Annotated in this window: 30 protein-coding genes and 1 pseudogene; 15 read left to right on the top strand and 16 right to left on the bottom strand. The window is 75.5% G+C overall.

Translation table 11 applies throughout. From position 1 onward, the window contains the following. Positions 1 to 12: 12 nt before the first annotated feature. Positions 13 to 639, top strand: coding sequence for a TetR/AcrR family transcriptional regulator (locus tag LWC35_RS40645; RefSeq protein WP_232874612.1), 627 nt, complete (start codon positions 13 to 15; stop codon positions 637 to 639). On the opposite strand, the gene LWC35_RS34055 is transcribed toward LWC35_RS40645, so the two are convergent. Genes LWC35_RS34055 through LWC35_RS34035 form a run of 5 tightly spaced genes read right to left on the bottom strand, consistent with a single transcriptional unit; the run spans position 579 to position 4,777 of the window. Next, the gene (locus LWC35_RS34055) at positions 579 to 1,388 is read right to left on the bottom strand and encodes a putative hydro-lyase (protein ID WP_232874623.1); all 810 of its coding nucleotides are present in this window, start codon (positions 1,386 to 1,388) and stop codon (positions 579 to 581) included. The genes LWC35_RS40645 and LWC35_RS34055 overlap by 61 nt on opposite strands. Beyond that, positions 1,385 to 2,254, bottom strand: a complete 870-nt coding sequence (locus LWC35_RS34050; RefSeq protein ID WP_232874611.1) for a 5-oxoprolinase subunit C family protein — start codon at positions 2,252 to 2,254, stop codon at positions 1,385 to 1,387. The genes LWC35_RS34055 and LWC35_RS34050 overlap by 4 nt, the downstream gene beginning before the upstream one ends. Next, positions 2,251 to 2,865, bottom strand: coding sequence for a 5-oxoprolinase subunit B family protein (locus tag LWC35_RS34045; protein WP_232874610.1), 615 nt, complete (start codon positions 2,863 to 2,865; stop codon positions 2,251 to 2,253). Before LWC35_RS34045 ends, LWC35_RS34050 begins: the two co-directional genes overlap by 4 nt. Further along, positions 2,862 to 3,617: a LamB/YcsF family protein gene (locus LWC35_RS34040; protein ID WP_232874609.1), complete on the bottom strand. Its 756-nt coding sequence runs from the start codon at positions 3,615 to 3,617 to the stop codon at positions 2,862 to 2,864. Before LWC35_RS34040 ends, LWC35_RS34045 begins: the two co-directional genes overlap by 4 nt. Beyond that, positions 3,614 to 4,777, bottom strand: a complete 1,164-nt coding sequence (locus tag LWC35_RS34035; RefSeq protein ID WP_232874622.1) for an NRAMP family divalent metal transporter — start codon at positions 4,775 to 4,777, stop codon at positions 3,614 to 3,616. Before LWC35_RS34035 ends, LWC35_RS34040 begins: the two co-directional genes overlap by 4 nt. A 319-nt stretch (positions 4,778 to 5,096) precedes the next feature. Between LWC35_RS34035 and LWC35_RS34030 the strand changes: the two genes are divergently transcribed. The 5 genes from LWC35_RS34030 to LWC35_RS34010 all read left to right on the top strand — a co-directional run bounded on the left by LWC35_RS34030 (position 5,097) and on the right by LWC35_RS34010 (position 7,687). Then, the gene (locus LWC35_RS34030; RefSeq protein WP_232874608.1) at positions 5,097 to 5,801 is read left to right on the top strand and encodes a GntR family transcriptional regulator; all 705 of its coding nucleotides are present in this window, start codon (positions 5,097 to 5,099) and stop codon (positions 5,799 to 5,801) included. A gap of 66 nt (positions 5,802 to 5,867) precedes the next feature. Next, a complete protein-coding gene (locus tag LWC35_RS34025; protein ID WP_232874607.1) occupies positions 5,868 to 6,041 on the top strand; it encodes a hypothetical protein in 174 nt (57 codons plus the stop codon). Continuing rightward, a complete protein-coding gene (locus LWC35_RS34020) occupies positions 6,038 to 6,811 on the top strand; it encodes a sulfite exporter TauE/SafE family protein (protein ID WP_232874606.1) in 774 nt (257 codons plus the stop codon). Before LWC35_RS34025 ends, LWC35_RS34020 begins: the two co-directional genes overlap by 4 nt. Positions 6,812 to 6,848: 37 nt before the next feature. Further along, positions 6,849 to 7,214, top strand: a complete 366-nt coding sequence (locus LWC35_RS34015; protein ID WP_232874605.1) for a VOC family protein — start codon at positions 6,849 to 6,851, stop codon at positions 7,212 to 7,214. Positions 7,215 to 7,267: 53 nt separating this feature from the next. Further along, a complete protein-coding gene (locus tag LWC35_RS34010) occupies positions 7,268 to 7,687 on the top strand; it encodes a hypothetical protein (RefSeq protein ID WP_232874604.1) in 420 nt (139 codons plus the stop codon). Positions 7,688 to 7,723: 36 nt separating this feature from the next. Here LWC35_RS34010 and LWC35_RS34005 read toward each other — a convergent pair whose 3' ends face one another. Both LWC35_RS34005 and LWC35_RS34000 read right to left on the bottom strand, forming a co-directional pair. Then, the gene (locus tag LWC35_RS34005) at positions 7,724 to 8,590 is read right to left on the bottom strand and encodes an EamA family transporter (protein WP_232874603.1); all 867 of its coding nucleotides are present in this window, start codon (positions 8,588 to 8,590) and stop codon (positions 7,724 to 7,726) included. Between the two features lie 3 nt (positions 8,591 to 8,593). Further along, positions 8,594 to 9,109 (bottom strand): MarR family winged helix-turn-helix transcriptional regulator, encoded by a 516-nt coding sequence (locus LWC35_RS34000; protein WP_232874602.1) that lies wholly within the window; start codon positions 9,107 to 9,109, stop codon positions 8,594 to 8,596. A gap of 81 nt (positions 9,110 to 9,190) precedes the next feature. Between LWC35_RS34000 and LWC35_RS33995 the strand changes: the two genes are divergently transcribed. Further along, positions 9,191 to 9,970, top strand: coding sequence for an SDR family NAD(P)-dependent oxidoreductase (locus tag LWC35_RS33995; RefSeq protein ID WP_232874601.1), 780 nt, complete (start codon positions 9,191 to 9,193; stop codon positions 9,968 to 9,970). On the opposite strand, the gene LWC35_RS33990 is transcribed toward LWC35_RS33995, so the two are convergent. Next, positions 9,967 to 11,385 carry a pyridoxal phosphate-dependent decarboxylase family protein gene (locus LWC35_RS33990; RefSeq protein WP_232874600.1) on the bottom strand — a complete coding sequence of 473 codons (1,419 nt, stop codon included), beginning with the start codon at positions 11,383 to 11,385 and terminating at the stop codon, positions 9,967 to 9,969. The two genes, LWC35_RS33995 and LWC35_RS33990, sit on opposite strands and share 4 nt — an antisense overlap. A 217-nt stretch (positions 11,386 to 11,602) precedes the next feature. On the opposite strand from LWC35_RS33990, the gene LWC35_RS33985 reads away from it, so the two are divergent. Beyond that, entirely contained in the window at positions 11,603 to 12,184 is a 582-nt protein-coding gene (locus LWC35_RS33985; RefSeq protein ID WP_232874599.1) for a hypothetical protein, read from the top strand. Position 12,185: 1 nt separating this feature from the next. Here LWC35_RS33985 and LWC35_RS33980 read toward each other — a convergent pair whose 3' ends face one another. The 3 genes from LWC35_RS33980 to LWC35_RS33970 form a co-directional block, all read right to left on the bottom strand. Beyond that, positions 12,186 to 13,247: a PIN domain-containing protein gene (locus LWC35_RS33980; RefSeq protein WP_232874598.1), complete on the bottom strand. Its 1,062-nt coding sequence runs from the start codon at positions 13,245 to 13,247 to the stop codon at positions 12,186 to 12,188. Positions 13,248 to 13,431: 184 nt separating this feature from the next. Continuing rightward, complete coding sequence (locus tag LWC35_RS33975; RefSeq protein ID WP_232874597.1) at positions 13,432 to 13,749, bottom strand: hypothetical protein; 318 nt, start codon at positions 13,747 to 13,749, stop codon at positions 13,432 to 13,434. Between the two features lie 172 nt (positions 13,750 to 13,921). Continuing rightward, the gene (locus LWC35_RS33970) at positions 13,922 to 15,517 is read right to left on the bottom strand and encodes an FAD-dependent monooxygenase (protein WP_232874596.1); all 1,596 of its coding nucleotides are present in this window, start codon (positions 15,515 to 15,517) and stop codon (positions 13,922 to 13,924) included. Between the two features lie 170 nt (positions 15,518 to 15,687). Here LWC35_RS33970 and LWC35_RS33965 point away from each other — a divergent pair, with 170 nt between their 5' ends. Genes LWC35_RS33965 through LWC35_RS33955 form a run of 3 tightly spaced genes read left to right on the top strand, consistent with a single transcriptional unit; the run spans position 15,688 to position 19,246 of the window. Further along, entirely contained in the window at positions 15,688 to 16,356 is a 669-nt protein-coding gene (locus tag LWC35_RS33965; protein ID WP_232874621.1) for an ABC transporter ATP-binding protein, read from the top strand. Continuing rightward, positions 16,353 to 17,573 (top strand): ABC transporter permease, encoded by a 1,221-nt coding sequence (locus LWC35_RS33960; RefSeq protein WP_232874595.1) that lies wholly within the window; start codon positions 16,353 to 16,355, stop codon positions 17,571 to 17,573. The genes LWC35_RS33965 and LWC35_RS33960 overlap by 4 nt, the downstream gene beginning before the upstream one ends. A gap of 29 nt (positions 17,574 to 17,602) precedes the next feature. Next, positions 17,603 to 19,246, top strand: coding sequence for an HlyD family efflux transporter periplasmic adaptor subunit (locus LWC35_RS33955; protein ID WP_232874594.1), 1,644 nt, complete (start codon positions 17,603 to 17,605; stop codon positions 19,244 to 19,246). A 55-nt stretch (positions 19,247 to 19,301) separates the two neighbouring features. On the opposite strand, the pseudogene gvpJ reads toward LWC35_RS33955, so the two are convergent. After that, positions 19,302 to 19,586 (bottom strand): annotated as a pseudogene (gene gvpJ, locus LWC35_RS33950) (gas vesicle protein GvpJ); the annotation flags it as partial. A gap of 163 nt (positions 19,587 to 19,749) precedes the next feature. Here gvpJ and LWC35_RS33945 point away from each other — a divergent pair. Together LWC35_RS33945 and LWC35_RS33940 are read left to right on the top strand one after the other, a co-directional pair. Then, a complete protein-coding gene (locus LWC35_RS33945) occupies positions 19,750 to 20,556 on the top strand; it encodes an SDR family oxidoreductase (protein ID WP_232874592.1) in 807 nt (268 codons plus the stop codon). 3 nt (positions 20,557 to 20,559) lie between these two features. Further along, positions 20,560 to 21,207 (top strand): alpha/beta fold hydrolase, encoded by a 648-nt coding sequence (locus LWC35_RS33940; protein ID WP_232874591.1) that lies wholly within the window; start codon positions 20,560 to 20,562, stop codon positions 21,205 to 21,207. 25 nt (positions 21,208 to 21,232) lie between these two features. Here LWC35_RS33940 and LWC35_RS33935 read toward each other — a convergent pair whose 3' ends face one another. Beyond that, the gene (locus LWC35_RS33935; protein ID WP_232874590.1) at positions 21,233 to 22,336 is read right to left on the bottom strand and encodes a glycosyltransferase family 4 protein; all 1,104 of its coding nucleotides are present in this window, start codon (positions 22,334 to 22,336) and stop codon (positions 21,233 to 21,235) included. Between the two features lie 61 nt (positions 22,337 to 22,397). Continuing rightward, complete coding sequence (locus tag LWC35_RS33930; protein ID WP_232874589.1) at positions 22,398 to 22,838, bottom strand: DUF2795 domain-containing protein; 441 nt, start codon at positions 22,836 to 22,838, stop codon at positions 22,398 to 22,400. 69 nt (positions 22,839 to 22,907) lie between these two features. Between LWC35_RS33930 and LWC35_RS33925 the strand changes: the two genes are divergently transcribed. Both LWC35_RS33925 and LWC35_RS33920 read left to right on the top strand, forming a co-directional pair. Continuing rightward, entirely contained in the window at positions 22,908 to 23,618 is a 711-nt protein-coding gene (locus LWC35_RS33925; RefSeq protein WP_232874588.1) for a mycothiol-dependent nitroreductase Rv2466c family protein, read from the top strand. A 141-nt stretch (positions 23,619 to 23,759) separates the two neighbouring features. Then, complete coding sequence (locus LWC35_RS33920) at positions 23,760 to 24,602, top strand: methyltransferase domain-containing protein (protein ID WP_232874587.1); 843 nt, start codon at positions 23,760 to 23,762, stop codon at positions 24,600 to 24,602. Here LWC35_RS33920 and LWC35_RS33915 read toward each other — a convergent pair. Next, positions 24,583 to 24,891 carry an SMP-30/gluconolactonase/LRE family protein gene (locus LWC35_RS33915; RefSeq protein WP_232874620.1) on the bottom strand — a complete coding sequence of 103 codons (309 nt, stop codon included), beginning with the start codon at positions 24,889 to 24,891 and terminating at the stop codon, positions 24,583 to 24,585. The two genes, LWC35_RS33920 and LWC35_RS33915, sit on opposite strands and share 20 nt — an antisense overlap. Continuing rightward, positions 24,828 to 25,202: a hypothetical protein gene (locus LWC35_RS33910; protein ID WP_232874625.1), complete on the bottom strand. Its 375-nt coding sequence runs from the start codon at positions 25,200 to 25,202 to the stop codon at positions 24,828 to 24,830. The genes LWC35_RS33915 and LWC35_RS33910 overlap by 64 nt, the downstream gene beginning before the upstream one ends. Between the last annotated feature and the right edge of the window lie 292 nt (positions 25,203 to 25,494).

The following is a 25,494-nucleotide window of genomic DNA, read 5'->3' as shown; positions in this document are numbered from 1 at the left end:
TAGACAAAGCCCGTGCCCCGCCTCGCCGACCACGACGCCCGGCGGGCCGAGATCGTCGAGGCGCTCTGGCGGGTGCTGCGCCGCGACGGGATCGCCGGGGTGTCGGTGCGCACGGTCGCCGCGGAGGCGGGCCTGTCCCCCACGGCCCTGCGGTACTACTTCCCCACGCAGGACGCCCTGCTCCAGACGGCGATGGTCGAGACGGTGACCAGCGGCGCGGCCCGGGTGGTGCCCCTGCTGGCGCAGGCTGCGGACCGCACGGGCGTGGAGCGGATGCTGCTCGAACTGCTGCCCGTCGACGAGCGGCAGCGCGCCGACCCCGAGATCTACCTCGCCCTCGCGGCGCACGCCCGCTCGTCGCCGGCGCTGGCGGCGATCAGCGAGGAGACCGGTGCCGGGATCCGCCGCCTCGCCCACCGGGCGGTCGGCATCCTCGCGGGCAGTGGCGAGCTGCGGGCGGACCTGGACGTCGAGACCACCGCCTGCTGCCTCGACGCCCTGCTCCAGGGCCTGATCTTCCAGGGCTGCGCGCGGCCGTGCCTCACGTCGCCGGAGGAGATCCGCCGGACGCTGACCGGCTACCTCGACCAGATCTGCTGCGCGGGGACACCGACCAAGGGCTCGGGGCCGACCAGGTAGTCGGCATCGCGGGCGTCGGTGATCAGCATGTGGCCCGGGGCGTGCGCGATCGCGAGCGAGGGCCGGGACTCGACGACGGCCGCCTGCGGCGTGACCCCGCATCCCCAGAACACCGACACCTCGCCCTCCCGGACGGTCACGGCGTCGCCGTAGTCCGGCGTGGCGAGGTCGGCGATGCCCAGCACGCCGGGGTCGCCGACGTGCACCGGTGCCCCGTGCACGGACGGGTAACGGGCGGTCACGGCGATCGCGGTGTCCACCAGGTGCTCCGGGACCGGGCGCAGGGAGACGACCATCGGGCCGCCGAACGCCCCGGCGCCGCGGCACCGCCGGTTCGTCCGGTACATCGGGACGTTGCGGCCCTCCTCGACGTGCCGCACGGGGACGCCCGCGGCCAGCAGTGCCCGCTCGAACGTGAAGCTGCAACCCACCAGGAACGCGACGAGGTCGTCCCGCCAGAACTCGCGCGCGTCGGGCGTCTCGGCGACCTGCACGCCGTCGCGGTAGACGCGGTAGAGCGGGATGTCGGTGCGGACGTCGCCGTCGAGGATCGGGCCGCCGAACTCCCCGGGCTCCAGGACGTCGAGGACCGGGCAGGGCTGCGGGTTGCGCTGGGCGAACAGCAGGAAGTCCCAGGCCAGGGCGCGGGGCAGCGCGATCAGGTTGGCCTGCGTCCAGCCGGCACACCATCCGGCGGTCGGGGTCACGAGCCCGGCGCGGAAACGGGCGCGGGCCTCGGCGGGGGTCAGGTCCTCCATGCGGTCTCCCTGCTCGGGGTGATGCGGACGGGTTGGCCGGGGCGGATCTGCGCGGCGCGGTCGACGTCGGCGTCGCACAGCACCGCGATGACGGGGTAGCCGCCGGTCACGGGGTGGTCGGCGAGGAAGACGACGGGTTCGCCGCCGGGCGGGAGCTGGATCGCGCCGCGGGTGAGCCCCTCGCTGGGCAGCGAGCCGGCGCCCTCCGCGACCTCCAGCGCGGCGCCCTCGAGCCGCATGCCGACGCGGTCGGTGCGGCCGGAGGCGACCCAGCGGGCGGTGGTCAGGGCCCCGGGATCGACGGCGTGCTCGGCGTGCGGGCCGGAGATCGCGCGCAGCGTCACGAGCCCCCCGGCGGGCGGTGCGACCGGCGCGTAGTCGATCACCGGGTACGCCTCCGGTTCCGGGCCGACCGGCAGCTCGGCGCCCTTCTCCAGGGGCTCGGGGCCGATGCCCGAGAGGACGTCCGTGCTGCGCGAGCCGAGCACCGGGGGCACCGCGATGCCGCCGCGCACGCACAGGTAGGTGCGAAGGCCGGCCGGCGGCGGGCCGAGCCGCAGCTCCTGCCCCCGCCGGAGCCGGACGTGGGCCTGGTGGCCGACCGGGCGGCCGTCGACGCTCGCCGGGGCGGGGGCACCGGTGAGGGCGACCAGCAGGTCCGTGCGGGCCCGGGCGGCGAACCCACCGAGGAGGATCTCGATGCCCGCGGCACCCTCGTCGTTGGCCAGGAGGCGGTTGCCGAGGCACAAGGACGCGCGGTCGGCCGCCCCGGACCGCCCGACGCCGATCGCGGCCAGGCCGGGTCGGCCTAGGTCCTGGACCAGGGCCTGCGGGCCGGGATCGAGCACCTCGATCACGAGACCTCCACGAACCGCACCTCGGCGCCCGGCTGCAGCAGCGCGGGCGGGTCGCGGTCGAGGTCCCACAGCGGCGCGTCCGTGCGGCCGATCAGCTGCCAGCCGCCCGGCGACGACCGCGGGTAGACCCCGCTGAACTCCCCGGCCAGCCCCACGGACCCGGGCGGGACCTTGGTGCGCGCCTCCTCGCGGCGCGACACCCGCAGCCGGGGGTCACCACCGGAGAGGTAGGCGAAGCCGGGGGCGAACCCGCCGAAGGCGACCCGCCACGGCGTGCCGGTGTGTGCGGCGACGACCTCCGCGCGGTCGAGGCCGGTGAGCCGGGCGACGTCGTCGAGGTCCGGGCCGTCGTAGACCACCGGGATCTCCACGGTCCCGGCCGGCGCGCCCGCCTCGGCCGGCCGGACCTCCAGCTCGTCGACGGCCGCACGCAGCCGGCCGAGGTCGGAGCCGGGCTCGGCGACGAGCAGCACGGTCCGGGCCGCCGGGACGACGTCGAGCACCCCGGGCAGCTCCGCCCCCCGGCAGGCGTCGGCGAGCGCGACGACCTCCGCGATCTCCCCCTCGGGCTCGAGCAGGAGCGCGGCGTCGCCGTAGGGCAGCACCCTCACACGAACCCCTTCAGCTCCACGCCGGCCTTCTCCAGCCCCGCGCGCACCGCGGTGGCCATGCCGACCGCCCCCGGGGAGTCGCCGTGCACGCAGGCCGACTCGGCGGAGACCCGCACGTCCGAGCCGTCGACGGCCCGGACCACACCCTCGTCGAGCATCCGCAGCAGGCGCGCGGTGACCTCCTCGGCATCGTGCAGGACGGCGCCCTCCTCCCGACGGGAGACCAGTGCGCCCTCCGGCGTGTAGCCGCGGTCGACGAAGAACTCGGGCACCCCGCGCAGGCCCGCCTCCTCCGCCGCGCGCAGCAGCTCGGAGCCGGGCAGCCCCAGGATCGGCAGCGCGGCGTCGTACTCGGCGACCGCGGCCACCACGGCCTTCGCCTGCTCCCGGTGGTGCACCGTGGCGTTGTAGAGCGCGCCGTGCGGCTTGACGTACCGGACGGCCGTCCCCGCGACCCGGCACATCGCCTCGAGACCGCCGATCTGGAACAGGACGTCGGCGGTGAGGTCCGCGGGCGGCACGTCGATGAACCGGCGGCCGAAGCCCGCGAGGTCGCGGTAGGCGACCTGCGCGCCCACGACCACCCCGTTCGCCGCCGCGCCCGCGACGGTCCGGCGCAACGTCGACGGGTCCCCGGCGTGGAATCCGCAGGCGACGTTCGCGCTGGTCACCAGGCCGAGCATGGCCTCGTCGTCGCCGAGCTCCCAGCGGCCGAAGGACTCGCCGAGGTCGGAGTTCAGGTCGAAGCTCATGAGAACAGGCTGCCCACCGCGGCCAGCGAGGACCAGCCGAGGTACAGCGCGATCAGCCAGGCGAGGACGCCGACGGCCAGCAGCCAGCGCGGGTACCGGTAGCCGCCGAGCAGGTCACGGCGCCGCCAGGCCACCCACAGCACCACGGTGAAGCCGATCGGCAGGATCAGCCCGTTGAAGGCGCCCGCGAACACCAGCAGCGTGACGGGCGCGGTGCCGATCAGCAGGTACGCCACCGCACTCAGCGCGATGAAGGCGATCGTCAGCAGGTTCCGGGTGCGCGCCGACGTCCGGGCGGTGGTGAAGAAGGAGACCGAGGTGTAGGCCGCACCGATCACCGAGGTGATGGCCGCCGCCCAGAGGATCACGCCGAACAGCCGCAGCCCGACCTGGCCGGCCGCGGCCTCGAAGGCGCTCGCCGACGGGTTGTCCTTCGCCAGCGCGACCCCGCCCGCGACCACGCCGAGCACCGCCAGGAACAGCACGATCCGCATGACGCCGGTGACGACGACACCGAGCACGGAGCTGCGGGTGATCGGCCCGACGTTCTCGGGTCCGGTGACCCCGGAGTCCAGCATGCGGTGCGCGCCGGCGTAGGTGATGTACCCGCCGACGGTGCCGCCGATCAGCGTCGTGATCGACAGGAAGTCGACGGTGTCCGGCAGCACGAAGCTGCGCAGCGCCTGCCCGAGCGGAGGGTGCGAGACGATCGCGACGTACGCCGTCATGCCGATCATGAGGACGCCCAGCAGCACCACGATCCGGTCCAGGGCGACGCCGGCCCGCTTGCTGAGGAAGATCGCGATCGCGATCACCGCCGAGACCGCTCCGCCGATCTTGGCGTCCACCCCCAGCATGGCGTTCAGGCCGAGGCCGGTGCCGCCGACGTTGCCGATGTTGAAGACGAATCCGCCGATCAGCACCAGCGCCGCGAGCACCCAGCCGGCGCCCGGCGCCACCCGGTTGCCCAGGTCCTGGGCCCGGCGGCCGGAGACGCCGACGACCCGCCAGACGTTCAGCTGCACGGCGACGTCGATGAGGATCGAGACCAGGATCGCGAAGGCGAAGGCGGCACCGAGCCGGACCGTGAAGGTCGTGGTCTGGGTGATGAAGCCCGGGCCGATGGCGCTGGTCGCCATCAGGAACATCGCGCCGAGCAGGGCGCCGCGGCCGCCCTTCGCGACGGCGGTGGCCGGCCCCGACGCCGGGGCCCGGCCCTGTCCCTCGGGCCGGCTGGTGCCGCCGCCCGGTCCGTCCGGGCCCGTGTCCCTCGCGGCCGGGTCCCCGCCGGGTTCCCCGTCGTGCGTCCTGCCGTCGGTCCTGCCGTGCGACTTGCCGCCGTTCGCGCTCACGTGCCCTCCCGCCGGACATGACCGGGACCACACCCGGTCGCTCAGGTGGTGAGCGTATGGATTGCTCAACAATCCAGCAAGAGGAAGTCGCAACTCGGAAACACGATGGTCACGTAGGCTCTGCCCGGTGACGATCGCGGATCCCGCCGGCGCCGCTCTCGCCTCGCTCACCGAGGCGCGGGCCCTCGTCGCGCGCACCTCGACGGCCGAACGGGTGGCCGACGCCGTGCGCAACGAGGTGGTCGAGGGCCGTCTGCGTCCCGGTGGCCGTCTACCCGAGCAGGCGCTCTCCCATGCGCTCGGGGTCTCCCGGAACACGGTGCGTGAGGCCCTGTCACAGCTGGTGGCCGAGCGGGTGCTGGTCCGCGAGCCGAACCGCGGGGTGTTCGTCGCGGTCCCCGACGCCGAGGCGGTCCGCGACGTCTACCGCGCCCGCCTGCTCATCGAGCCGGCCGCGGTCCGGGAGGGCGAGCGCGCCGGCGACCCGGAGGCCGTCGGACGGCTGCGGGCTGCCGTGCAGGAGGGCCGCGCGGCCGCCGCGCACGACGACTGGCCCGCGGTCGCCGGGGCCAACCAGCACTTCCACCGCGCCCTCGTCGGCCTGGCCGGCAGCGTCCGGCTGGACCAGCAGATGGGCCTGCTGCTCGCGGAGATGCGGCTGGTCTTCCACCGGATGACCTCGGTGCGCGAGTTCCACGAGCCCTACCTCGACGGCAACGACACCATCACCCGGCTCGTCGAGGCCGGGGAGCGGGAGCGGGCGGCCGGCGAGGTCGCGAGCTACCTGCGCACCGCCGAGGCGCAGATCCTGGCGGCGTTCGCCGACCTGTGACGGCTCACATTCCGTGGAGCGCTCCAGGGTGCCTGCCGCAGGATGGAGGCCCACGGAAGGGGACCGATGACGCGCGTGCTCTCGACGGGCCGGATGAAGCCCTCGCCGGCCGAGGCCCTGGCCAGGAAGTACGAGGCGCCGACCCTGCCACCACCGGGGCGCACGGCGATGGAGCGGGTGGTCCTGGAGAACCTCGACCGATTCCTCGCCGACGGCGCCCTGGTCACCCCCGTCCCGTGAGCGCCTGGCAGCTCGGTTTCCTGTTCCTCGCCGGGATCGGCGGCGGCCTCATCGGGTCCGTCGCCGGGCTGGCCTCGCTCGTCTCCTACCCCGCGCTGCTCGCCGTCGGGCTGCCGCCGGTGATCGCCAACGTCACCAACACCGTCGCGATGCTCGGGACGACCGTGGGTTCGGTCGCCGGGTCCCGCCCCGAGCTCGCGGGGCAGGGCCGCACGCTGCTGCGACTCTGCCTGCTCACCGCCGTCGGCGGGGCGGCCGGTGGGGCGTTGCTGCTGGTCACGCCGTCGGACACGTTCGAGGTGATCGTGCCGTGGCTGATCGCGCTGGCCTCGGTGCTGCTCGTCGCGGCGCCGCGGCTGAGGCGGTGGGCCCAGCGCCGCGTCGAGTCGGCCGGGCCGGGCCGCGGCGCCACCCCGCTCGGTCCGCTCACCCTCGTCGCGGCCTTCGGGGTCGCGCTCTACGGCGGCTACTTCGGGGCCGCCGCGGGCGTGATGATGCTGGCCCTGCTGTCGGTGGCGTGGTCGCAGAGCCTCGCCCGCTCCAACGCCGCCAAGAACCTGGCGACCGGCGCGGCGAACCTGGTCGCGGCGGTGGTGTTCGCGATCGTCGCGCCCGTCGACTGGGCGGCCGTCGGCGTGCTGGCGGCGGGGCTGCTCCTGGGTGCGCGGGTCGGGCCGGCGATCGTCCGGCGGGTGCCGGCCACGCCGCTGCGGATCGGCATCGCGCTCGCCGGCCTCGGGCTGGCCGTCAGCCTGTGGGTGCAGGCGTGAGCGATGACTTCCGCGCGCCGGAGCGGTCCCTCCTGATGTGACGACGATCCAACCGATCCTCCTGACCAGCGACCTCCCCGGGATGCTCGCCTTCTACCGCGGCCTGCTCGACGCCGAGGAGACGCAGCGGTACCCGGCCGAGGGCGCCCCGTTCTTCGTCGGCCTGCGGGCCGGGGCCGCCGAGTTCGGCCTGGTCAACGACGAGAAGGCACCCGCGGCCCCGGGTCCCGTCCTGCTCGGCATCGACGTCGACGACGTGCGCGCCCGCCTCGGGCGGGTCGAGGCGCTCGGCGGCACGGTGCTCGGGCCGCCCAACGACATGCCGTGGGGCCAGCGGGTGGCGCACATCCAGGACCCCGACGGCAACGCGGTCAACCTGACCCAGTCCGTGCCGCCCGCCTAACGCTTCCCGAGATCGGGTCGAGCCTCCTCGCACACCGATGCGAGGAGGTCGCCGTGCGCCGCCTGACCCTGCTGCTGACGTTCGAACCTCAGGCCTCGCCCCCGGAGGGCGAGCCGCCCGCCTTCGCGGTGAAGTCGGGCAGCGGCCGGGTGACGGTGCTCGACGGCGACCCCGGCGACGCCCCTGACCTCGCGAGCTACGAGAGCCGCGTGCAGGTCACCGGGCCGACCACGTTCGACGAGACCGGGACCCTCAACCTCGGCGACGGCAGCCTGGACCTCACGACCATCGGCAGCGGCTCCCTCGAGCCGTCCGCCGAGGGCGACCCGGTCATGCTGGGCTCGGTCACGTGGCGGGTCGCGGGCAGCGGCCGCTACGCCGGCGCCACCGGCAGCGTCGTCTCCAGCTTCGTCGCCGACATGTCCACCGGCGCCGCCGTCGAGCGGCAGGTCGTGCGCCTCTTCCTGCCCTGACCGGCCGGCCGGGAGAGCACGGTCGGGGGAGCACGGTCAGGAGAGCGCGATCAGCAGGGCCGCGGCGGTCGCCGCGGCCAGGCCGAGCACCTGCCCGCGGGAGAGGCGCTCGCCGAGGGCGGCGACCCCGATCACCACCGGGACGAGCGGGTAGAGCGAGGACAGCACCACCGCCACCGTCACGAACCCGCTCTGCGCCGCGACCAGATAGGCCGCCAAGGCCGCGGCGGCGAGCACGCCGGACCCTCCGGCGGCGGCCGCCCGGAGCCCGGCCCGGCGCCGGGCGCCCGCGGTCTCGGAGGGCAGGCCGCGCATCAGCGTGCAGGCCAGCACCCCGACGGCGAGGAGCGCGGCGACCCGGCCCGCCAGCACGGGCCACAGCCCGGCGGCGGGGGCGGCCCGCGCGAGCGCGAGGTACTGGATCGCGATCCCGACCCCGGCGACCAGCCCGTCCGCCACCGACCCGGGGGTCGGCCCGCCGTCCGGTGAGGGGGTCGACGAGCGCGAGACCAGCCAGAGGGCGGGCAGGGCCAGCCCCACCCCGACCCAGGTCGGCCAGGCCGGCCGCTCACCGAGCAGCGTGACGCCGACCAGGACGGGGAGGGCGACCCCGCCGACCGCGCTCACCGGGACCACGACCGACATCGCGCCCCGGCCCATGCCGCGGAACAGGAAGGCCATCCCGAGCCCGGTCCCGAGCCCGGACAGCGCGCCCCACAGGAGGTCGGGCGCCGCAGGCGAAGCCGGCGTCAGCAGCGGCGCGGCGACGGCCACGGCGAGCAGCCCGCCGAGCTGGCCCAGGAAGGCCACGTGCACCGCACGCATCCGTCGGGCGACGATCCCGCCGACGACGTCGGACAGCCCGTAGCTCAGTGCCGAGACCAGGGCGAGTGCGGCGCCCACCGGTCACCGCCCCCGGTCCCGCTCGGCCTGCCCGACGGGGCAGGTCGCGCCGTCCGTGCACCGGGCCCGGTCGCAGAGCCGGCAGAGGAGGTCGGAGCTGCCGACCTCGCCGTACAGCTGCGCGAGGAGGCCTTCGAGGAGGCGGGTCAGGGCGCGGCGGTCGTCCTCGCCGAGGCCCGCCAGGACCTGTTCCGTGCCGTCCGCCCGGGCGGCGAGGACCTCCCGGACCGTCCGTTCGCCGGCCGGCGTGAGCGCGACCGGGATCGTCCGCCCCTCGCCTGGGCCGCGCCGGGCGAGGTCCGCGGCCTCCAGCGACATCACCATCCGCGCGCTGGCCGGCTGGGAGAGCCCCACCCGCCGGCCGAGCTCCGTCACGCTCAGTCCGGGCGCGTGGGCGAGCACGACCAGCGCCGCGGCGGCGCTCACGCTCACCCCGGCCGCCTCCCGCACCCGGGCCAGCATCAGGTCGGACAGCGCGAGGGCGGCGGCGCCGAGCAGGTTGCCGAGGCGCTCATGCATGAGTTATGCATACCCGCCTGGTGACGCCCGTACTCCTGAGCGAGCGTTCAGTTCCGCCCGGTTTCCTGGTAGTCCTGATCCATGCCGCGTCTCACGAAGCTCAGCCGGTCGGTCGCCGACCGGGTCGTCCTCGTCACCGGCGCCGCGAGCGGGATGGGGCGGGCGACCGCCCACCTGCTCGCCGACGAGGGCGCGAAGGTCGGGATCGTCGACCGCGACGCCGACGGACTCAAGGCCGTGGCCGACGAGATCCGCGGCGTCGGGGCCACCGTGCACCCGGTCGTCGCCGACGTGTCCGACCCCGCCGCGCCGGCCGCCGCCGTGGCCGAGGTCCGCGACGCGCTCGGCCCGCTCGACGGCCTGGTCAACAACGCCGGCGTCAGCATCCACCTGCCGTTCGCCGACGACGGGTTCGCCGAGGCCTGGGCCACCACCCTCGCCGTCAACCTCACCGCGCAGACCCTGTTCGCCCGCGCCGCGCTGCCCGACCTGGTCCGCAACGGCGACGGCCGGATCGTCAACATCGCCTCCACCGAGGGCCTGGGCGCGACCGCCCAGATCGCCCCGTACACCAGCTCGAAGCACGGCGTGATCGGCCTGACCCGCTCGCTCGCGGTGGAGTACGGCAAGACCGGCGTGACGGTGAACTGTGTGTGCCCCGGCCCGATCCGCACGAACATGACCGCCCGGATCCCGGACTCCGACAAGGAGATCTTCGCCCGCCGCCGCACCGCGCTGCGCCGCTACGGCGACCCGGAGGAGGTCGCGCACGCCACGGTCTCGCTGCTCCTGCCCGCCTCGTCGTTCATCACCGGGGCGACGATCGTCGTCGACGGCGGGCTGACGATCCGGAACGCCTAGACACCCCGCGCGACCCGCAGCACCGCCGCGGCCGACGCGTCGACGTCGGCCTCGGTGGTGGTCGCGTTGCTGACCGCGATCCGCATGTAGCGGCGCCCGCGCCAGGTGGTGCCGCCCATCCAGCACGTGCCCTCGCGCTGCACGCCCTCGATCACCCGGTCCGTGCGGTCGTCGTCGCCGAACCCGGCCAGGACCTGGTTGAGGACGACCGGCGCCGGGATCTCCACCCCGATCTCCGCCCCGATCTCCGCCCCGATCTCCGCGCCGCCCTCGGCGAGCCGGTCGGCGAACCGCCGCGCCAGCCGGCAGCAGCGCGTGACGAGCCCGGCGAGGCCGTCGGCGCCCAGCTCGCGCAGCGCGGCCCAGACCGCGAAGCCGCGGGCGCGGCGGGAGGACTCGGGTGTCAGGTCGCCGAGCTCCGGCACGGCCGCGCCCGAGCCGGTCAGGTAGCTCGCGGTGTAGCTCAGGGCCGCCGCGTGCGCCGCGGGGTGGGCGCAGATCGCGAAGCCGGAGTCGTAGGGGACGTTGAGCCACTTGTGCCCGTCGACGGCCCACGAGTCGGCGAGCTCCCGGCCGTCGACGAGGTGGGCGAGGCCGGGATCGGCCGCGGCCCACAGCCCGAACGCACCGTCGACGTGCACCCACGCGCCGTGCCCGCGGGCGAGCCCGGCGGCGGCGCGCAGGTCGTCGCAGGCGCCGGTGTTGACGTTGCCGGCCTGCAGGCAGACGACGACCGGCTCGCCCGCCACCCCGGCGAGGACCCGGTCGAGGTCGGCGACGTCGATCGCCCCGTCCGGACGGGCGGCCACCGGCACGAGCGCGCTGCGGCCGAGGCCGAGCAGCCGGGCGGCGCGGTCGATCGTCGCATGCCGCTCCACGCCCGCGACGAGCCGGAGACGCGGGGCCCCGGCCAGCCCGTCGGCCTCGACGTCCCACCCCGCGGCGGCGAGGACGTGGTGCCGGGCCGCGGCCAGGCCGACGGTGTTGGCGGCCTGCCCGCCCGTGACGAAGCCGACCGACGCGGTGAGCGGCAGGCCGAGCAGCTCCAGCAGCCAGCGGCCGGCCGCCCGCTCCGCCGCGGCGGCCGCTGGTGACAGGGCGGTGGTGAAGGCGCACTGGTCCCAGCCCGCGGTGAGCACCTCGGCCGCCGTCGCGGCGGGCAGTGCCCCGCCGATGACGAAGCCGAAGTAGCGCGGCCCGGCGCTGGCCGTCAGGCCCGGTTCGGCGGCCGCGACCAGGGCGTCGACCACCGCGCCGGGATCGGCACCGGCGCGCGGGAGCGGCCCGCCGAAGGCCGCGTCGAGCTCCTCCGGTCCGGCAGGCGCAACCACCGGCCGCTCGGGGAGCGAGGCACGGAACGCCGCCGCGGCATCGGCCGCGCGGTGCAGCGCGTCCGCGAGCCCGTCGTCGTCCACGGGCGGATCGTCGCACGGCCGCTCGCCCGCTCGTCGACGAACCTGAGAACGGGGCGTCGCACGTCCGGCCGTGCGTGCTGCTCCCTGCGGACCAACCCGCGGCCACTCGCCTCGCCGTGGGCGCGAATCGGCGGTGCGGACGCAACCTCCCCTTCAGGTCGCGCGTCCTCCCGTCGTGCCGGGCCTACCGTCTCCGCCGAACCGAGAGGAGACCCCGATGGGCCGCACGCACCTGATCCTGGTCGGCCTGGCCGCCGCCGGGACCCTCGCCCTGAGCGCCTGCGGTTCCGGGGCGCAGGACGAGCAGGCCGCTCCCCAGGCGCAGAACCAGCAGATGCAGATGCAGGGCCACGACATGTCGTCCATGTCCTCGATGCAGGGCATGCAGGGCACGGGCGGCGACATGGCGGGCATGCACCACGGCGACGGCGGTGTCGAGCTGTGGGCCGTGCAGAGCGGGCCGCTCGGCACGGTCGTCACCGACGCGGCGGGACACGTGATGCACCGCTACGACGGCGACTCCGCCACCCCGCCGAAGACGACCTGCACCGAGGACTGTGCCGCGGAGTGGCCGCCGGTCCTGCTCCCGGACGGCCAGCAGCCCGAGCTGATGGGCGTCGACTCGAGCAAGGTCGGCACGGTCACGCGCGAGGACGGCAGCAGGCAGGTCACCCTCGCCGGCTGGCCGCTCTACCGCTACGCCGGCGACGACGGCAGCCTCACCACCACCGCGGGCCAGGGCGAGGGCGGCACGTGGTTCGCCGTGGCGCCCGACGGCTCGAAGGCCGCCACCCCCTGACTCAGCGGGGGGCGGAGAGAACGTAGTCCCCCAGGTCGTCGTCGCGCTCCATCTCGACGAGGCCGCGCGCGCGGGCGGCGCGGACGAAGGTCAGGAAGCCGTTGAAGCCGTAGCGCTTCTCGCTGAAGTCCGGCCGCCGCTTGCGGAGCTGGTTCTTCAGCCCGGAGAGCTGCGGGCGCCCCAGCTCGCGGACGACCTCGACGAGCAGGCCGAACGCGTCGTCGTCCGGACCGGGCTCCGGGAAGGTCACCGTGGGGTCGCCCTGGGCCGAGCCCTCGCCGAGCTCGACCACCCCCTCCTCCTGGAGGTGGCGGAGCAGCTCGCCGAAGCCGCGGTAGCCCCAGTCGGCCTCGTCGAACGTCGGGTCCTTGCGGAGGATCGCCCGCTTCAGCCGGGAGGCGAGGACCGGGCCGTCGGTGTGCCGCTGCAGGCCGGCGAGGGTGCTCGCCACGAGCTTGCCGACGTCGTCGCGCTCGTCGTCCTCCGCCGGTGCGGCCTCCTCCGGCTCCGGTTCGGGTGCCGGCACCGGGTCGGGCTCGACGACGACGGCCCGGCTCCTCGACCGGCGCGGCGCCGGCCGGGGCTCGACGCCGGGCAGCCGGTCGTAGAACAGGAACTCGTCGCAGGCCGGGGGGAGCAGCCGCGACGTCGACGACTCCACCCCGATCCCGATCACGCGCTTGTCCATCTCGCGGAGCTTGTGGACGAGCGGGGTGAAGTCCGAGTCGCCGGTGCCGATGGCGAACGTGGTGATGAAGCCGCGCTCGTAGGCCAGCTCGATCGCGTCGACGGCGAGCTTGATGTCCGCGGCGTTCTTGCGGGACACCCCGAGCCGCTGCGGGATCTCGATCAGCTCCACCTGCTGGCGCGCGAGCAGCCTGCGGTCCTCGTCGAACGCCGACCAGTCCGCGTAGGCCCGGCGGGCCACGACCCGCCCGCGCTCGGCCAGCGCGTCCGCCACCGGTCCCAGGTCGAAGGGCGCCACGCCCAGCCCGTCGCGCGCGCCGATCGCGAGGTTCTCGTAGTCGAGGAAGAGCGCGATCCGCTCGTCGTCGTTCTCCACCGGGCGGAGCCTAGCGAGGGGTGCCCTGCGGGGCGTGCCGAGCGACCTGCTCGGCGAAGGCCTGCGCGGGGCCGCACCGATGACTAGGCCGCCCCGAAGCGGTCTCCTCGTCCCCCTCCGTCATCGGGGGCAGCGCCCGGGCGAGGCGGCGTGAGGCACGACCCGCCCGCGCTCGCCCCGGCAGTCATTCCGGCGCCGACCGCTTCCACCACACGATCGCGGCGCCGGTGAGGGCAGCACCGACCCCGACCACCCCGCCCGCGATCTTCGCGGCACGGACGGCCTTCTCCTTCAGCCGCTCCCGCAGGGCCTGCAGCCCGGAGTCCAGCCGCTCGAGGCTCTCGCGGAGCTCGACCCGTTCGCGGGCGAGATCGTCGTCGCGACCGTCCTGCTGCGCCTCGAGCTGCTCGCGGATCTCCGCGCGCAGCTGGGCCGAGGAGAGCACCGTGCCGTCCACGACCGGCCGCTTCTCGGTGATGACCAGCTCGTACGTCCTGCCCACGGTGCCTCGCTCTCCTCGGACGACGCCTCGCCACCATTCAACGCGGCGGACGGGCGCCCTGCCACGACCGAACGGACGGGGCGATCGGCGCCGATGCTCGCACCGCCTGCACCGATGCACCCCGCGCGTCGCGAAGCGCCGCGCACACCGACGCTCGTCCCGCACGCCCCGCTCAGCCGAACACCCGCCCCAGGTACCCGCCCACGCCGGCGACACCGGCCGCCGGGCCACGGTGGCCGAGGTACCCGTCCGGCCGGACGAGGAACGCCTCGCCGTCCGCGGCGCGCAGGTGGGCCCGGACCTCGCCGGCGCCGTCGCGCAGCACGGGCATCCGCAGGGGCGGGGGCTCGACGTCGGGGGCGAGCACCGCGAGCGCGCGGATGCGGCCGTGCGCGAGCTCGGCGGCGGTGGCGGCGACCTTGTCGAAGGCGGCGGTGCCCTCGGCGGTGCCGGCGTGGAGCAGGAGGGTGTGGCCCGGGCCCGCGAGCTCGGGCAGCAGCCGCACCGGGAACCGCACGACGTCGCGGACCAGCCCGCGGGCGTCGGGCACGCGGTCGCCGGGCTGCGGGGCGTCGACCGGGAGGCCGGGGTCGGCCGGGGACACCGCCGGGCTGCCCCGGTAGCCGACCAGCAGCTGCGCCTCGCGCCGGACCGACGTCCACGGGTCGTCGCGGTCGATCTGGACGCCACCGGTCGTCGCGGCCCGGACCGTCCGGCCGACGACCTCCTCGCCCACCGGCCGCCGCTCGGCGTCGTAGGTCGCGAGCAGGCCGGGCGCGGCGATCCCGTCGACGGCCAGGGCCAGCCGCCAGGCCAGCCCGACGGCGTCCTGGATCCCGGTGTTCATGCCCTGCGCGCCGGTCGGCGGGTGGATGTGCGCGGCGTCGCCGGCGACGAACACCCGGCCCCGCCCGTAGGAGTCGACGATCCGGTGGCTGATCCGGAAGACCGAGGACCAGCGCAGCGTCGACGCGGTGCACGGCTCGGGGGCGAGGCGGTCGAGCACCGCCTGGATGTGGTGCAGCTCCGGGCGCCGGCCGGCCTCGAAACCGTGCGCCACCTCGCCGCTCGCCGGGGTGGCCAGGTCGGGCGGGACCAGCATGGACATCCGGTAGCGGCGGTCGCCGGGCAGCGGGATCGCGACGAGCAGGTCGTCGCCGCGGGTGGCGCGCAGGGCGTAGCCGCGCGGGAGGGACCAGTCGACCTCGACGTCGCCGAGCATGTACTCCTCGGCGAACGCCCCGCCCTCGAAGGCGAGCCCCAGCCCCTTCCGGACGACGCTGTGCGCCCCGTCCGCCCCGACGAGGTACTTCGCCCGCACGCGCTCGCCGCCGGACAGCTCGGCGGTCACGCCCTCCTCGTCCTGGGTGAAGGAGAGCAGCTCGACGCCGCGGTCGGCCCGGGTCCCGTACCCCGCGAGGGCCTCGGCCAGGAGGCGTTCGGTCTCGTACTGCGGCAGTGCCAGGAAGGCGAAGGGCACGTCCGGGGGCACCTCGAGGTCCATCCGCGCCACCTGCTCGCCGTCGCGGAGCACGACCTGCCCGCGCAGCGGGGTCCCGGCGTCGAGGGCGGCCCGCAGCACCCCGGCCGCCTCCCACAGCTCCAGCGTGCGGGGCTGGATGCCGACGGCCTTCGCGTACTGCGGCGGCTCCACGAGCTTGTCGATCACCCGGCAGGCGACGCCGCGACGGCGCAGCTCGAGCGCGGCCGTCAGGCCGACCGGGCCGGCGCCCACGACGAGCACGGCGACGGAACTCTCCTCGGGCATGGCTCCCCCTTCACGGTGTCCTGGATCACTCGGGGGAGCCGACCCGGACGCTACCGACGAGCGGGCGTTTCCGGAAGATCGCCCAGCTTCCGCCCGACCGGGTGATCACCGAACGCGCGTCCGGTCGTTAGGCCGAACGGGTGGTTCGGGGGGACCACGGCGGGGGGAAGATGATCGAGCTGGAGCACGTGTCGAAGGTCTACCGGACCGGGGACATCGCGCTGCGGGCGCTCGACGACGTGAGCCTGCGGATCGACGACGGCGACCTCGTCGCGATCATGGGGCCTTCGGGGTCCGGCAAGTCGACGATGATGAACATCCTCGGCTGCCTCGACGTCCCGTCGTCGGGCACGTACCGCCTCGACGGGACGGACGTGGGCCGGCTGTCGGACAACCGGCTCGCCGACATCCGCAACCGCAAGATCGGCTTCGTCTTCCAGTCGTTCAACCTGCTGCCGCGGACCTCGGCGATCCGCAACGTCGAGCTGCCGATGGTCTACGCCGGCACCAAGGACCGCCGCGGCCGCGCCCGCCGCGCGCTGGCCAGGGTCGGGCTCGCCGAGCGCGGGAACCACCGGCCCAACGAGCTCTCCGGCGGCCAGCAGCAACGCGTCGCCGTGGCGCGCGCGCTGGTCACGGACCCGACGATGATCCTGGCCGACGAGCCGACGGGGAACCTCGACACCGCCTCGACGGTCGATGTCATGAACCTCTTCGTGGAGCTCAACGAGGCGGGCCGCACGATCGTGCTGATCACCCACGAGCCGGAGGTCGCCGGGTTCGCCAAGCGCGTGATCACCCTGCGCGACGGCCACATCGTGGGGGACGAGCGGCGGTGAACCTCCTCGAGGCCGCCCGGATCGCGGCGCGCGGGCTGCGCACCAACAAGCTGCGGTCGGTGCTGACCATGCTCGGGATCATCATCGGCGTCGCCGCCGTGATCATCCTGGTGGCGTTCGGCAACGGGCTCCAGCGGTTCGTCGCCGACGCCTTCGGCCCCCTGGCCAACCAGATCCAGATCACCAAGACGCAGGGCGCCATCAGCGGCAACCGTGCCGCGCGGGACCTCACCGACGCCGACGTCGACGCCCTCTCCGACAGGGCCCGCGCCCCGGCCCTCGGCTCGGTCACCCCGTCCGTCAACGGCAGCGCGGTGCTGCAGGTCGTCGGTGACGGGCAGTACCGGTCGTCGATCCTGGGCACCCAGGCCGACTACCTCGACGTCGCCAACCGCGAGCTCGTCGTCGGCTCCTTCTTCGACGACCAGCAGGCCCGCAACAAGGCCAAGGTCGTGGTGCTCGGGCCGAACCCCGTCGCCACGCTCTTCGGCGGCCGGGCCGGGGAGGCGCTGGGCAAGGACGTCCGGGTGGGGCGCACGACCTTTCGCGTGATCGGGGTGCTGAAGGGCAACGGCCAGCAGGACGACGTCGCGGTCATGCCGCTCGGGGCCGCGCGCAGCTACCTGCTCGGCGGGGGCGACGTCGTCGACTCGATCACGGTGCGTGCCGTGTCGACGGACGCGGTGTCGCAGGCCGTGCAGCAGGCCTCGGCGATCCTCGACCAGCGGCACGCGATCCGGAACCCCGACGAGCGGGACTTCACCGTGACCGCGCTGCAGCGCCTGCTCGACCAGTCCTCGCAGGTGCTGTCCTTCGTCACGATCTTCGTGGCCGCCGTCGCCGGGATCTCGCTGATCGTCGGCAGCATCGGCGTCGCGAACATCATGCTGGTCACGGTCACCGAGCGGACCCGCGAGATCGGCATCCGCAAGGCCATCGGCGCGCGCCGGCGCGCGATCCTCCAGCAGTTCCTGATCGAGTCGATGATCCTCACCGGGGTCGGCGGGCTCCTGGGCATCCTGCTCGGCATCGGCCTGTCCGTGGCGGCGGGCGTGGTGCTGCCCCGGCTCGTCGCCGACTTCCCCGTCCCGTCCGTGTCGGTGGGCTCGGTGGTGCTCGCCTTCACCGTGAGCCTGCTCATCGGCCTGGTCGCGGGCGGCTACCCCGCCAACCGCGCGGCGCGGATGCGGCCCATCGATGCCCTCCGGCACCAATGATCCCGACGACCCGGGGAGTGATTCCCACCGTGACCGCACGGACCGCAGCGAAGAGGACCCGCGCCCGCGTGCTACGCGCCGCCGGGCTGGCCGGCCTGCTCGCCCTGGCCACGGCGTGCACCGGGGACACCCCGACGGCGCCGACCGCCGTCGTCGACCGGGGCCCGGTGTCCAGCGGCGTCTCCGCCTCGGGCAGCCTCGTGTCGATCACCCAGCAGAACCTGGGGTTCGCCGACCGTGGGCAGATCGCCGAGCTGTTCGTGAAGGTGGGCGATGCGGTCCGGGCCGGACAGCCCCTCGCCCGGCTCGACGACGCCGCCGCCCGCTCCCAGCTCGCCTCCGCCCAGGCCAAGCTGGACCAGCAGCAGGCCTCGCTCGGCAAGCTGACCGGCGGGAACTCGGTCGAGGCGGCGCAGGCCGCGCTGGACTCGGCCCGCAGGGTCCTCGACGCCACCCGCGGGCAGGTCGCCGCCACCGACGCGGCCGACGCCTCCGCCGTCGACCGGGCGAAGGTGCAGCTCGACTTCGACAGGAAGCAGCTGGAGCTGGCGAAACGGCAGCTGCAGAAGGACCAGAAGGCGTGTGCTGCGGCAAGCGCGAGCGCTGCGTCGGAGTCGCAGACGCCCCTGCTCGGGCTGACCAAGACCGAGTCGACGAGCAGTGAGCAGGCCACGCAACCGTCGGCCGGTGCATCACCCACACCCGAAGCCACCGACGACCCTTCCTGTGCAGCCCTCCGCACCGACCAACAGGCCGTGCAGACCGCCAAGGCCAACGTGGTGGCCTCCCAGACCGCCCTCGACGCCGCCGAGCACCAGCGCGACACCGACCGGGCTCAGGGCCGGGTGAGCATCGCCAACGCCCAGAGCACCGTCTCCGACGCCCAGAGCCAGCTCGACAGCGCGGGCAACGACGCCCCGGCCGACATCGACGTGCAGGAGGCCGTGGTCCGCGACGCCGAGAACACCGTCGCCGACGCGCAGCAGGCCGTCGACAACACCGTGCTGCGCGCACCGGTCGCCGGCACCGTGTCCGCGATCAACGGCGGGGTGGGGGACTTCGTCGCCGCGGCCGGTGGCGCCACCCCGCTGGCCCCGGGCACGGACGCCCGCATCCCGGCCCCTGCGGGCTCGGGCGGCGACGCCGCCGCGGCCGACTCGAGCGGCGCCTTCCTCACGCTGAACGACCTGCAGACCTTCCAACTCGTCGTCCCGTTCGAGGAGAGCGACGCGGCGAAGGTCCGGCCGAACCAGCGGGTCGACGTGACCGTGGACGCGGTGCCGGGCCTGACCTCGCCGGGCACCGTGGTCGCCGTGGCGCCGACCGCCGACCAGATCTCCGGGGTGGTCAGCTACTACGCGACGATCGTCCTCACCCGGGTCGACCCGCAGCTGAAGGACGGCCAGACCGCGCAGGCCGACGTCCTCACCGAGGTCGTCGACGACGTCCTGCGGGTGCCTGCGGCCGCGGTCCGGCAGGAGAACGGCAGGAGCGTCGTCTCGGTGCCGGGCCCGGACGGCCGGCCGGCCACCCGCGAGTTCACCCCCGGCCTGGCCGGCGACCGCTTCACCGAGGTCCGCTCGGGCCTCGACGAGGGCCAGCAGGTGCTCCTGCCGGAGGCCACCGTCGAGGCCTCGGGGAACGGCGCCGGCAACGGCCGGAACGGCGGCTGACGCACCTGCCGCGGGCCCGGCGCCGGTCCCGCGGCAGGGGTCAGCGCATCGCCTTCTCGGTGGTCTTCTGCAGGATCTCCGGGAGGTCGGTGCCGCGCTTCTCGCTGCTGTAGAGGTCGAGCCGGTTGGTGGCCTCCGCGAAGCGGAGGAACGTGTCCACGCTGGCCACGACCACGCGGGCGTCGATCGTGAGGAGCTCGATGCCCACGATCGACACGCGGACGAACACGTCGATCACGAGCCCCTTGTCCAGGATCAGCTCGACGACGTCGGCCAGCCCGCTGGAGCCGCCCCCGCCCGAACGCTGGACGTGGCCGCCGCCCGTCGTCGCCACCGTCACCGTGTGCTCCCTCCGTCGACGGCATCAGGTACCCGATCCGGTGGCCGCGGACGCGCGGCGGCGGGAAGTTGGGCCGCGCGGGTGATCGCGGGCGCCCGCCGGGGTGAGCCGACCGGGTCGCACCGCGGGGCGTGAGCCGGCGCTGGGCGGGCATGCGGAGGGCATGCAGACTCCCCCCGACTTCCCCCGCACCGCGATCGTCACCGGTTCGGACTCCGGCATCGGCCGCGCCACCGCCGTCGCGCTGGCGGGCGCCGGCTGCGACGTGGGCATCACCTGGCACGAGGACGAGAACGGCGCCGAGGGCACCGCGGAGGAGGTGCGCGGGCCGGGCCGGCGGGCGGAGGTGCGCCGGCTCGACCTGACCGCGCTGCCGGGGGCCGCGGCCGTCGTCGACGAGCTCGCCGATGCCCTCGGCGGGGTCGACGTGCTGGTCAACGGCTCGGGCACCGGCACCTCCACCCCGCTGCTCGAGCTGGGCTTCGACCAGTGGCGCGCGGTGCTCGCCACCGACCTCGACGGCGCCTTCCTCTGCCTGCAGCGCGCCGCCCGGCGGATGGTGGCGGCAGGGCGGGGCGGGCGGATCGTGAACATCACCAGCGTGCACGAGCACGCGCCCCGGGTCGGAGCGGCGCCGTACTGCGCGGCGAAGGGCGGCCTGGGCCTGCTGACGAAGACCGCCGCGATCGAGCTCGCCGAGCACGGGATCACGGTCAACGCCGTGGCACCCGGGGAGATCGCGACGCCGATGACCGGGCAGGAGGACGAGGACCCCACCACGACCGCGCGTCCCGGAGTGCCGCTCGGCCGGCCCGGGCACGCCCGGGAGGTCGCCGACGTGATCACGTTCCTCGCCTCGCCGGCCGCGTCGTACGTCACGGGTGCCTCGTGGGCGGTCGACGGCGGGATGCTGCAGATGGGCCCGATGGCGGGCTCCCACCTCCCGTCCGACGACTGGCGGCGCGGCTGACCGATGGACCCGTTCGTCCTCGTGCCGGGGCTCGGCCTGTCCGGGGCGAGCTGGGGCCCGACCCTGCGCGTGCTGGGGGCCGGGGCCGAGGTCGTCACCCTGCCCGGGTTCGGCCGGCGCGTCCGCCGGGGCGCCGCGCTCGATCCGCCGGCGCAGGCCGGCCGGGTCCTGGAGGCGGCGGACGTCGCCGGCCGGGTCGTGCTGGGGCACTCGGCGAGCTGCCAGGTGGTGGCGGAGGTGGCGGTCCGGGCGCCACGCCCACCGGCGGCCCTGGTGCTCGTCGGGCCGACGACCGATCCCTCCGGCTGCACCTGGCCGCGGCTCCTGGAACGCTGGCTGCGCACGGCCACACACGAGTGGCCCGCGCAGGCGCCGCTGCTCGTCCGGGACTACCTGCGGACCGGGCCGGTCGGGATGGCCCGGACGCTGGACGTCATCCGCCGCCACCGCATCGAACCCGCCCTGGCGGCGATCCGCTGCCCCGTCCTCGTGGTCCGCGGGCGGCACGACCGGATCGCCCCCGCGGGCTGGGCCGAGCACCTCGCACGCACCGCCCCGGCGGGCCGGGCGTTCACGCTGCCCGCGGGCGGGCACATGGTGCCGCTGACCCACCCGGAGTTGCTGGCCCCGGTGGTCGGCCGCCTCGGCTGACGATCCGGAGGAGCGTCCAGCGGCATCAGGCCCCGGCGCTGGCGGGCCGGAGCGGGGCGAGCGCATCGGCGTAGGCACCCTCGAGCGCGTCGACCATGGCGTCGAAGGAGTGCGCGGCCGCGCCCCGCCGGGCGCCCTCGCGCAGCCGACGGGCCAGTACCGGGCGGGTGACGACGGCGTACAGCGCACGGGCGAGCGCGGCCGCGTCGCCGGGCGGGACCAACAGGCCGTTGCGGCCCGAGCGCACCTGCTCGGGGATCCCGCCGACCGCGGCGCCGACCACCGGGACCCCGGCCGCGAACGCCTCCAGCACCACCAGTTGGCCGGCGTCCGAGCCCGAGGTCACCGCCAGCACGTCGAGGCACGGCAGGATCGCCCGTGCGTCGGGTCGGTAGCCCAGCCAGTGCACCCGCCCGTCGAGCCCGAGCCAGTGGCCCAGCGCCCGCAGCTCGGCGGCCGCCGGACCGTCGCCCAGCACGGGGAACACGGCGGTGGGCAGCCGCGGGGCCAGCAGCGACGCGGCGCGGAGGAAGACGTCGACACCCTTGTCCGGCTGCAGCCGGCACACCCGGCCGATCACCGGGCGGCCACGCCAGGCGGGCGGCGCGGCGCCGCTGGTGGGGCCGGCGGTGACGGCGGGACCCACCACACGACCGGCACCCGGGGGCAGCATGCCCTGCGCGCGCAGCGCCGCCTCGATCGGCCCGGAGCCGCTCACCACGATCTCGGCCCGGCGCAGTGCGGCCCGGGCGTGCGCCCGGTCGGCGGGGGTGCGCCAGAGCGCCTCGGTGTGCTCGGTGACGACGAGGGCGGTGCCCGGGCCGACCGCCTGCGCGGCGGCCAGGGTGGCGGCGTGCCGGTGCGCGTGCACGACGTCGGGCCGGAGCCGGTCGAGCAGGTCCGCGAGGCCCTCGGCGAACTCGGGGCAGGCCCTGCGCGTCACCCGCACCGGGGCCACGACGTGCAGCGGCACGCCCGCCCGCTCCAGCTCGCGGGCCAGTGGCCCGGCCGCCGAGGCGGCGACCTCGACGTGGTGGCCGCGCCGGACCAGCGCCCGGGCCAGGTCGACGACGTGCCGTTCGGCCCCGCCCGGGTCGAGGGAGTCCAGGACCTGCACGACGTCCGCCACGGCCCGCCGCGTATCCCGCGCCCGGCCGGCTAAACGGCCGGGCCGGGCGCCTGACGCGTCGTCAGGCGGGACCACCGAGGTGGTCCTTGATCTCCTTCATCACGGTGTTCGGCCCGTCGACCTGGCGCAGGCCCTTCAGGATGTCGACCAGGTCGTCGGGTGCGCCGTTCTGCTCGGCCGTCCTCGCGAGCTGCGATCCGTCGGCCGGGTAGTCGACGCCCTTGAGGTACCGCTGCACCTCGTTGACCTGGAACGCCGGGCCGTCGATGTCCTTGGTCGGCCGCTCGGCCTGCCCGGTGCCGCCCGGCGTCGAGCCGCCGAGCTCGCCCTTCAGCTCGGCCATCACCGTGTTGGGGCCGTCGACCTGGCGGAGCCCGCGAAGGTTCTGCACCAACTCCTCGTCGGCGCCGTTCTGCTGCGCCAGCTCGGCGAGCTGGTCGCCGTTCATGGGGTAGTCCGCGCCCTTGAGCGCCTTCTGGACCTCGGTCACCTGGAACGCCATGCCGGGGGCGTACCCGGGCCACACCGGCTCACGCCCGCGATCGGGCGTCGCCGCGCCTACGGTGGACGCGTGTCCGATCTGCGGTTCTACTTCGACCCGGCGTGCCCGTTCGCGTGGATGACCAGCAAGTGGGTGCGCACGGTGCAGCGCCGCCGCGCCTACGAGGTCGAGTGGCGGTTCGTCTCCCTGCGCCTGCTCAACGCGCACATCGACTACGACGCCCACTTCCCGGACGGCTACGAGGCCGGACACACGGCGGGTCTGCGGCTGCTCCGGCTCGCCGCCCGGGCGCGCGCCGAGCACGGCGCCGACGTGGTCGGCCCGCTGTACGAGGCCCTCGGACAGCTCCTCTACGAGCGCGCGGAGCAACCGGACGAGGGCGGCTCGCGCACGCGCGCGGTCGCGGCCGAGGCGCTCGGCGCGGTCGGGCTGCCGGCCCGCCTGGTCACCGCGCTCGACGACGAGGAGCTCGACGCCGTGGTCCGCGCGGAGACGGACGAGGCACTCACGCTGACCGGCAAGGACGTCGGCACCCCGATCCTGCACTTCGCCCCGCCGGACGGGACCGCCCTGTTCGGCCCGGTGATCAGCAGGCTGCCCGCGGAGGACGACGCGGTCGCCCTGTGGGACCACGTCGTGGCGCTCGCCGCCTTCCCCGGGTTCGCCGAGCTCAAGCGCAGCCTGCGCGAGCGCCCGCAGCTGCCGTCGTTCGGGGTGCGGCCCGACCAGGTCGGGCTGGTGGAGGACTGGCACGGCGGCAGCCGCAGGCTCAAGCGCTGAGCACCACCGCCGCAGGACCTCGTACCCGGCGGCGGTGCCGACGCCGACCGCCGACCGGCGATCGGCGATCGGCGATCGGGGTAACGCCACGGTCCGGCCGGGCGAACCGGCCGGTGCCGATCACAGCGCGGAGGAGGGCCCGTGAGCAGCACCGACACCCCCGACACGGAGACCGACCCGGACATCGCGCTCCACGACTTCACCGACCTCGACCACACCGCCCTCCCCGCGACCTACGTGGCGGCGCTCGAGGCCTTCGACCGGCTCCCGCTCCTGCGCGAGCTCAAGGCGCTCGGGATCGAGCGCACCGGGACCGGCCCCGGCAGCCGGGTGCTCGACGTCGGCTGCGGGTTCGGGCTCGAGACCCTGCGGCTGGCCCGGCGCGTGCAGCCCGGCGGCGCGGTGACCGGCGTCGACCTCAGCGCCGACTTCGTGGCCGAGGGCCGGCGCCGCGCGGCCGCAGCGGGGGTGCCGGCCGCGCTGCTCCGCGCCGACGCACAGCACCTGCCCTTCGCCGACGCGTCCTTCGACGTCACCCGCATCGAGCGGGTCCTGATCTACCTCGACGACCCGTGGGCGGCCCTGCGCGAGATGGTCCGGGTGACCCGCCCGGGCGGGGCCCTCGCGGTCATCACGCCGGACTTCGACACCAACACGGTCAACGTCCCGGACCGCGCCCTCGCCCGCGCCGTCCTCGCCCACGAGTGCGACACCGCCGTGGTGCACGGGCTGCTGGCCCGCGACCTGCGCGGGCACGTGCTGGACCTGGGCGTGCGCGACGTCGGGATCACCAGCCGCATGGTCGTGTTCGACCCGGACCTCGCGGCGCGGTACTTCACCGGGGTCGGCCGGGCCGCCGGGGCGGCCGGGGTCATCGACGAGGAGGCGACCGCCCGCTGGGTCGCGACGATCGCCGGGCTCCACCGGACCGACCGGCTCTTCGCCGCGATCGGCTACTACCTGTTCACCGGTCGGGTCGGCTGACCTCCGCGCCTCCGCGCCTCCGCGCCTCCGCGCCTCCGCGCCTCCGCGCCTCCGCGCCTCCGCGCCTCCGCGCCTCCGCGCCTCCGCGCCTCCGCGCCTCCGCGGCGACGGACGGGCCGTTCAGCCCGCGAACTCCAGTACCGCAGCCCGCGCACGCCCGGCACCACGGCGAACAGGGCGCCGGCCAACGGCTCCGCGCCCGGCGCCACCCCCTCGGCGAGGTGGTCACGTACAGCGTGGCGAGGTCCGGGCCGCCGAAGGTGCACGCGGTGACCCGGGGGACGGGCAGCCGGACGCGGGCGTCGAGCCGGCCGTCGGGCGTGAAGCGACCGGGCCGAGGTCGCGCTCGCAGCGCAGGTCGTCGTCGAGCAGGAGCAGGGAACGCTCGCCGGCGAGGACCGTGCCGCCACCGCGCCGCGGCCGGAACGCGGCCGCCACGGCCGCGACGTGCGTGCGCCGGACCTCGCCGCCCGCGAGCTCGAGGATGTCGCCGGCGAGCATGTCCCCCCACCGGACACCGGCGTAGGACGGGTGCCGGACGGGTCCCTCGCCGTGGTGGGCCACCGGCCCGGTCACCGGCTCCGCCGTCAGCTCCCGCATCGCGGCCCTCCTCGGTCCGTCCGAGGACCGGTCAGCCCGCGAGCGCGGCGACGGTGCGGGCCGCGCTCGTCGGGCACCAGCACCGGGTGGCGGACGCCTTCCACGGACGCCTTCCACGGGCGTGAGCGCGCCGAGCAGGGACTCGGCGTCGGCCGGAGGTCGCGGCGCTCAGGCGTTGCGGACGGACGCCGCCTCGTGGAGGTCGAGGATGTCGACGGACTTCTCCCGCATCTCGACCTTGCGGACCTTGCCGGTCACGGTCATCGGGAACTCGTCGACCACCAGCACATAC

It is taken from the genome of Pseudonocardia kujensis (genome assembly GCF_021283305.1).
GTDB lineage: Bacteria > Actinomycetota > Actinomycetes > Mycobacteriales > Pseudonocardiaceae > Pseudonocardia > Pseudonocardia kujensis.
This window is presented reverse-complemented; position numbering and strand designations above follow the sequence as displayed.

Coding starts and splice junctions, on each gene's coding strand:
- LWC35_RS34025 (WP_232874607.1), top strand. CDS start 5,868: ATGACGCGCGTGCTCTCGACGGGCCGGATGAAGCCCTCGCCGGCCGAG.
- LWC35_RS33930 (WP_232874589.1), bottom strand. CDS start 22,838: ATGGCGTTCCAGGTGACCGAGGTCCAGAAGGCGCTCAAGGGCGCGGAC.
- LWC35_RS33945 (WP_232874592.1), top strand. CDS start 19,750: ATGCAGACTCCCCCCGACTTCCCCCGCACCGCGATCGTCACCGGTTCG.
- LWC35_RS33940 (WP_232874591.1), top strand. CDS start 20,560: ATGGACCCGTTCGTCCTCGTGCCGGGGCTCGGCCTGTCCGGGGCGAGC.
- LWC35_RS33985 (WP_232874599.1), top strand. CDS start 11,603: ATGGGCCGCACGCACCTGATCCTGGTCGGCCTGGCCGCCGCCGGGACC.
- LWC35_RS33910 (WP_232874625.1), bottom strand. CDS start 25,202: ATGCGGGAGCTGACGGCGGAGCCGGTGACCGGGCCGGTGGCCCACCAC.
- LWC35_RS34040 (WP_232874609.1), bottom strand. CDS start 3,617: ATGAGCTTCGACCTGAACTCCGACCTCGGCGAGTCCTTCGGCCGCTGG.
- LWC35_RS33995 (WP_232874601.1), top strand. CDS start 9,191: ATGCCGCGTCTCACGAAGCTCAGCCGGTCGGTCGCCGACCGGGTCGTC.
- LWC35_RS33965 (WP_232874621.1), top strand. CDS start 15,688: ATGATCGAGCTGGAGCACGTGTCGAAGGTCTACCGGACCGGGGACATC.
- LWC35_RS34000 (WP_232874602.1), bottom strand. CDS start 9,109: ATGCATGAGCGCCTCGGCAACCTGCTCGGCGCCGCCGCCCTCGCGCTG.
- LWC35_RS33970 (WP_232874596.1), bottom strand. CDS start 15,517: ATGCCCGAGGAGAGTTCCGTCGCCGTGCTCGTCGTGGGCGCCGGCCCG.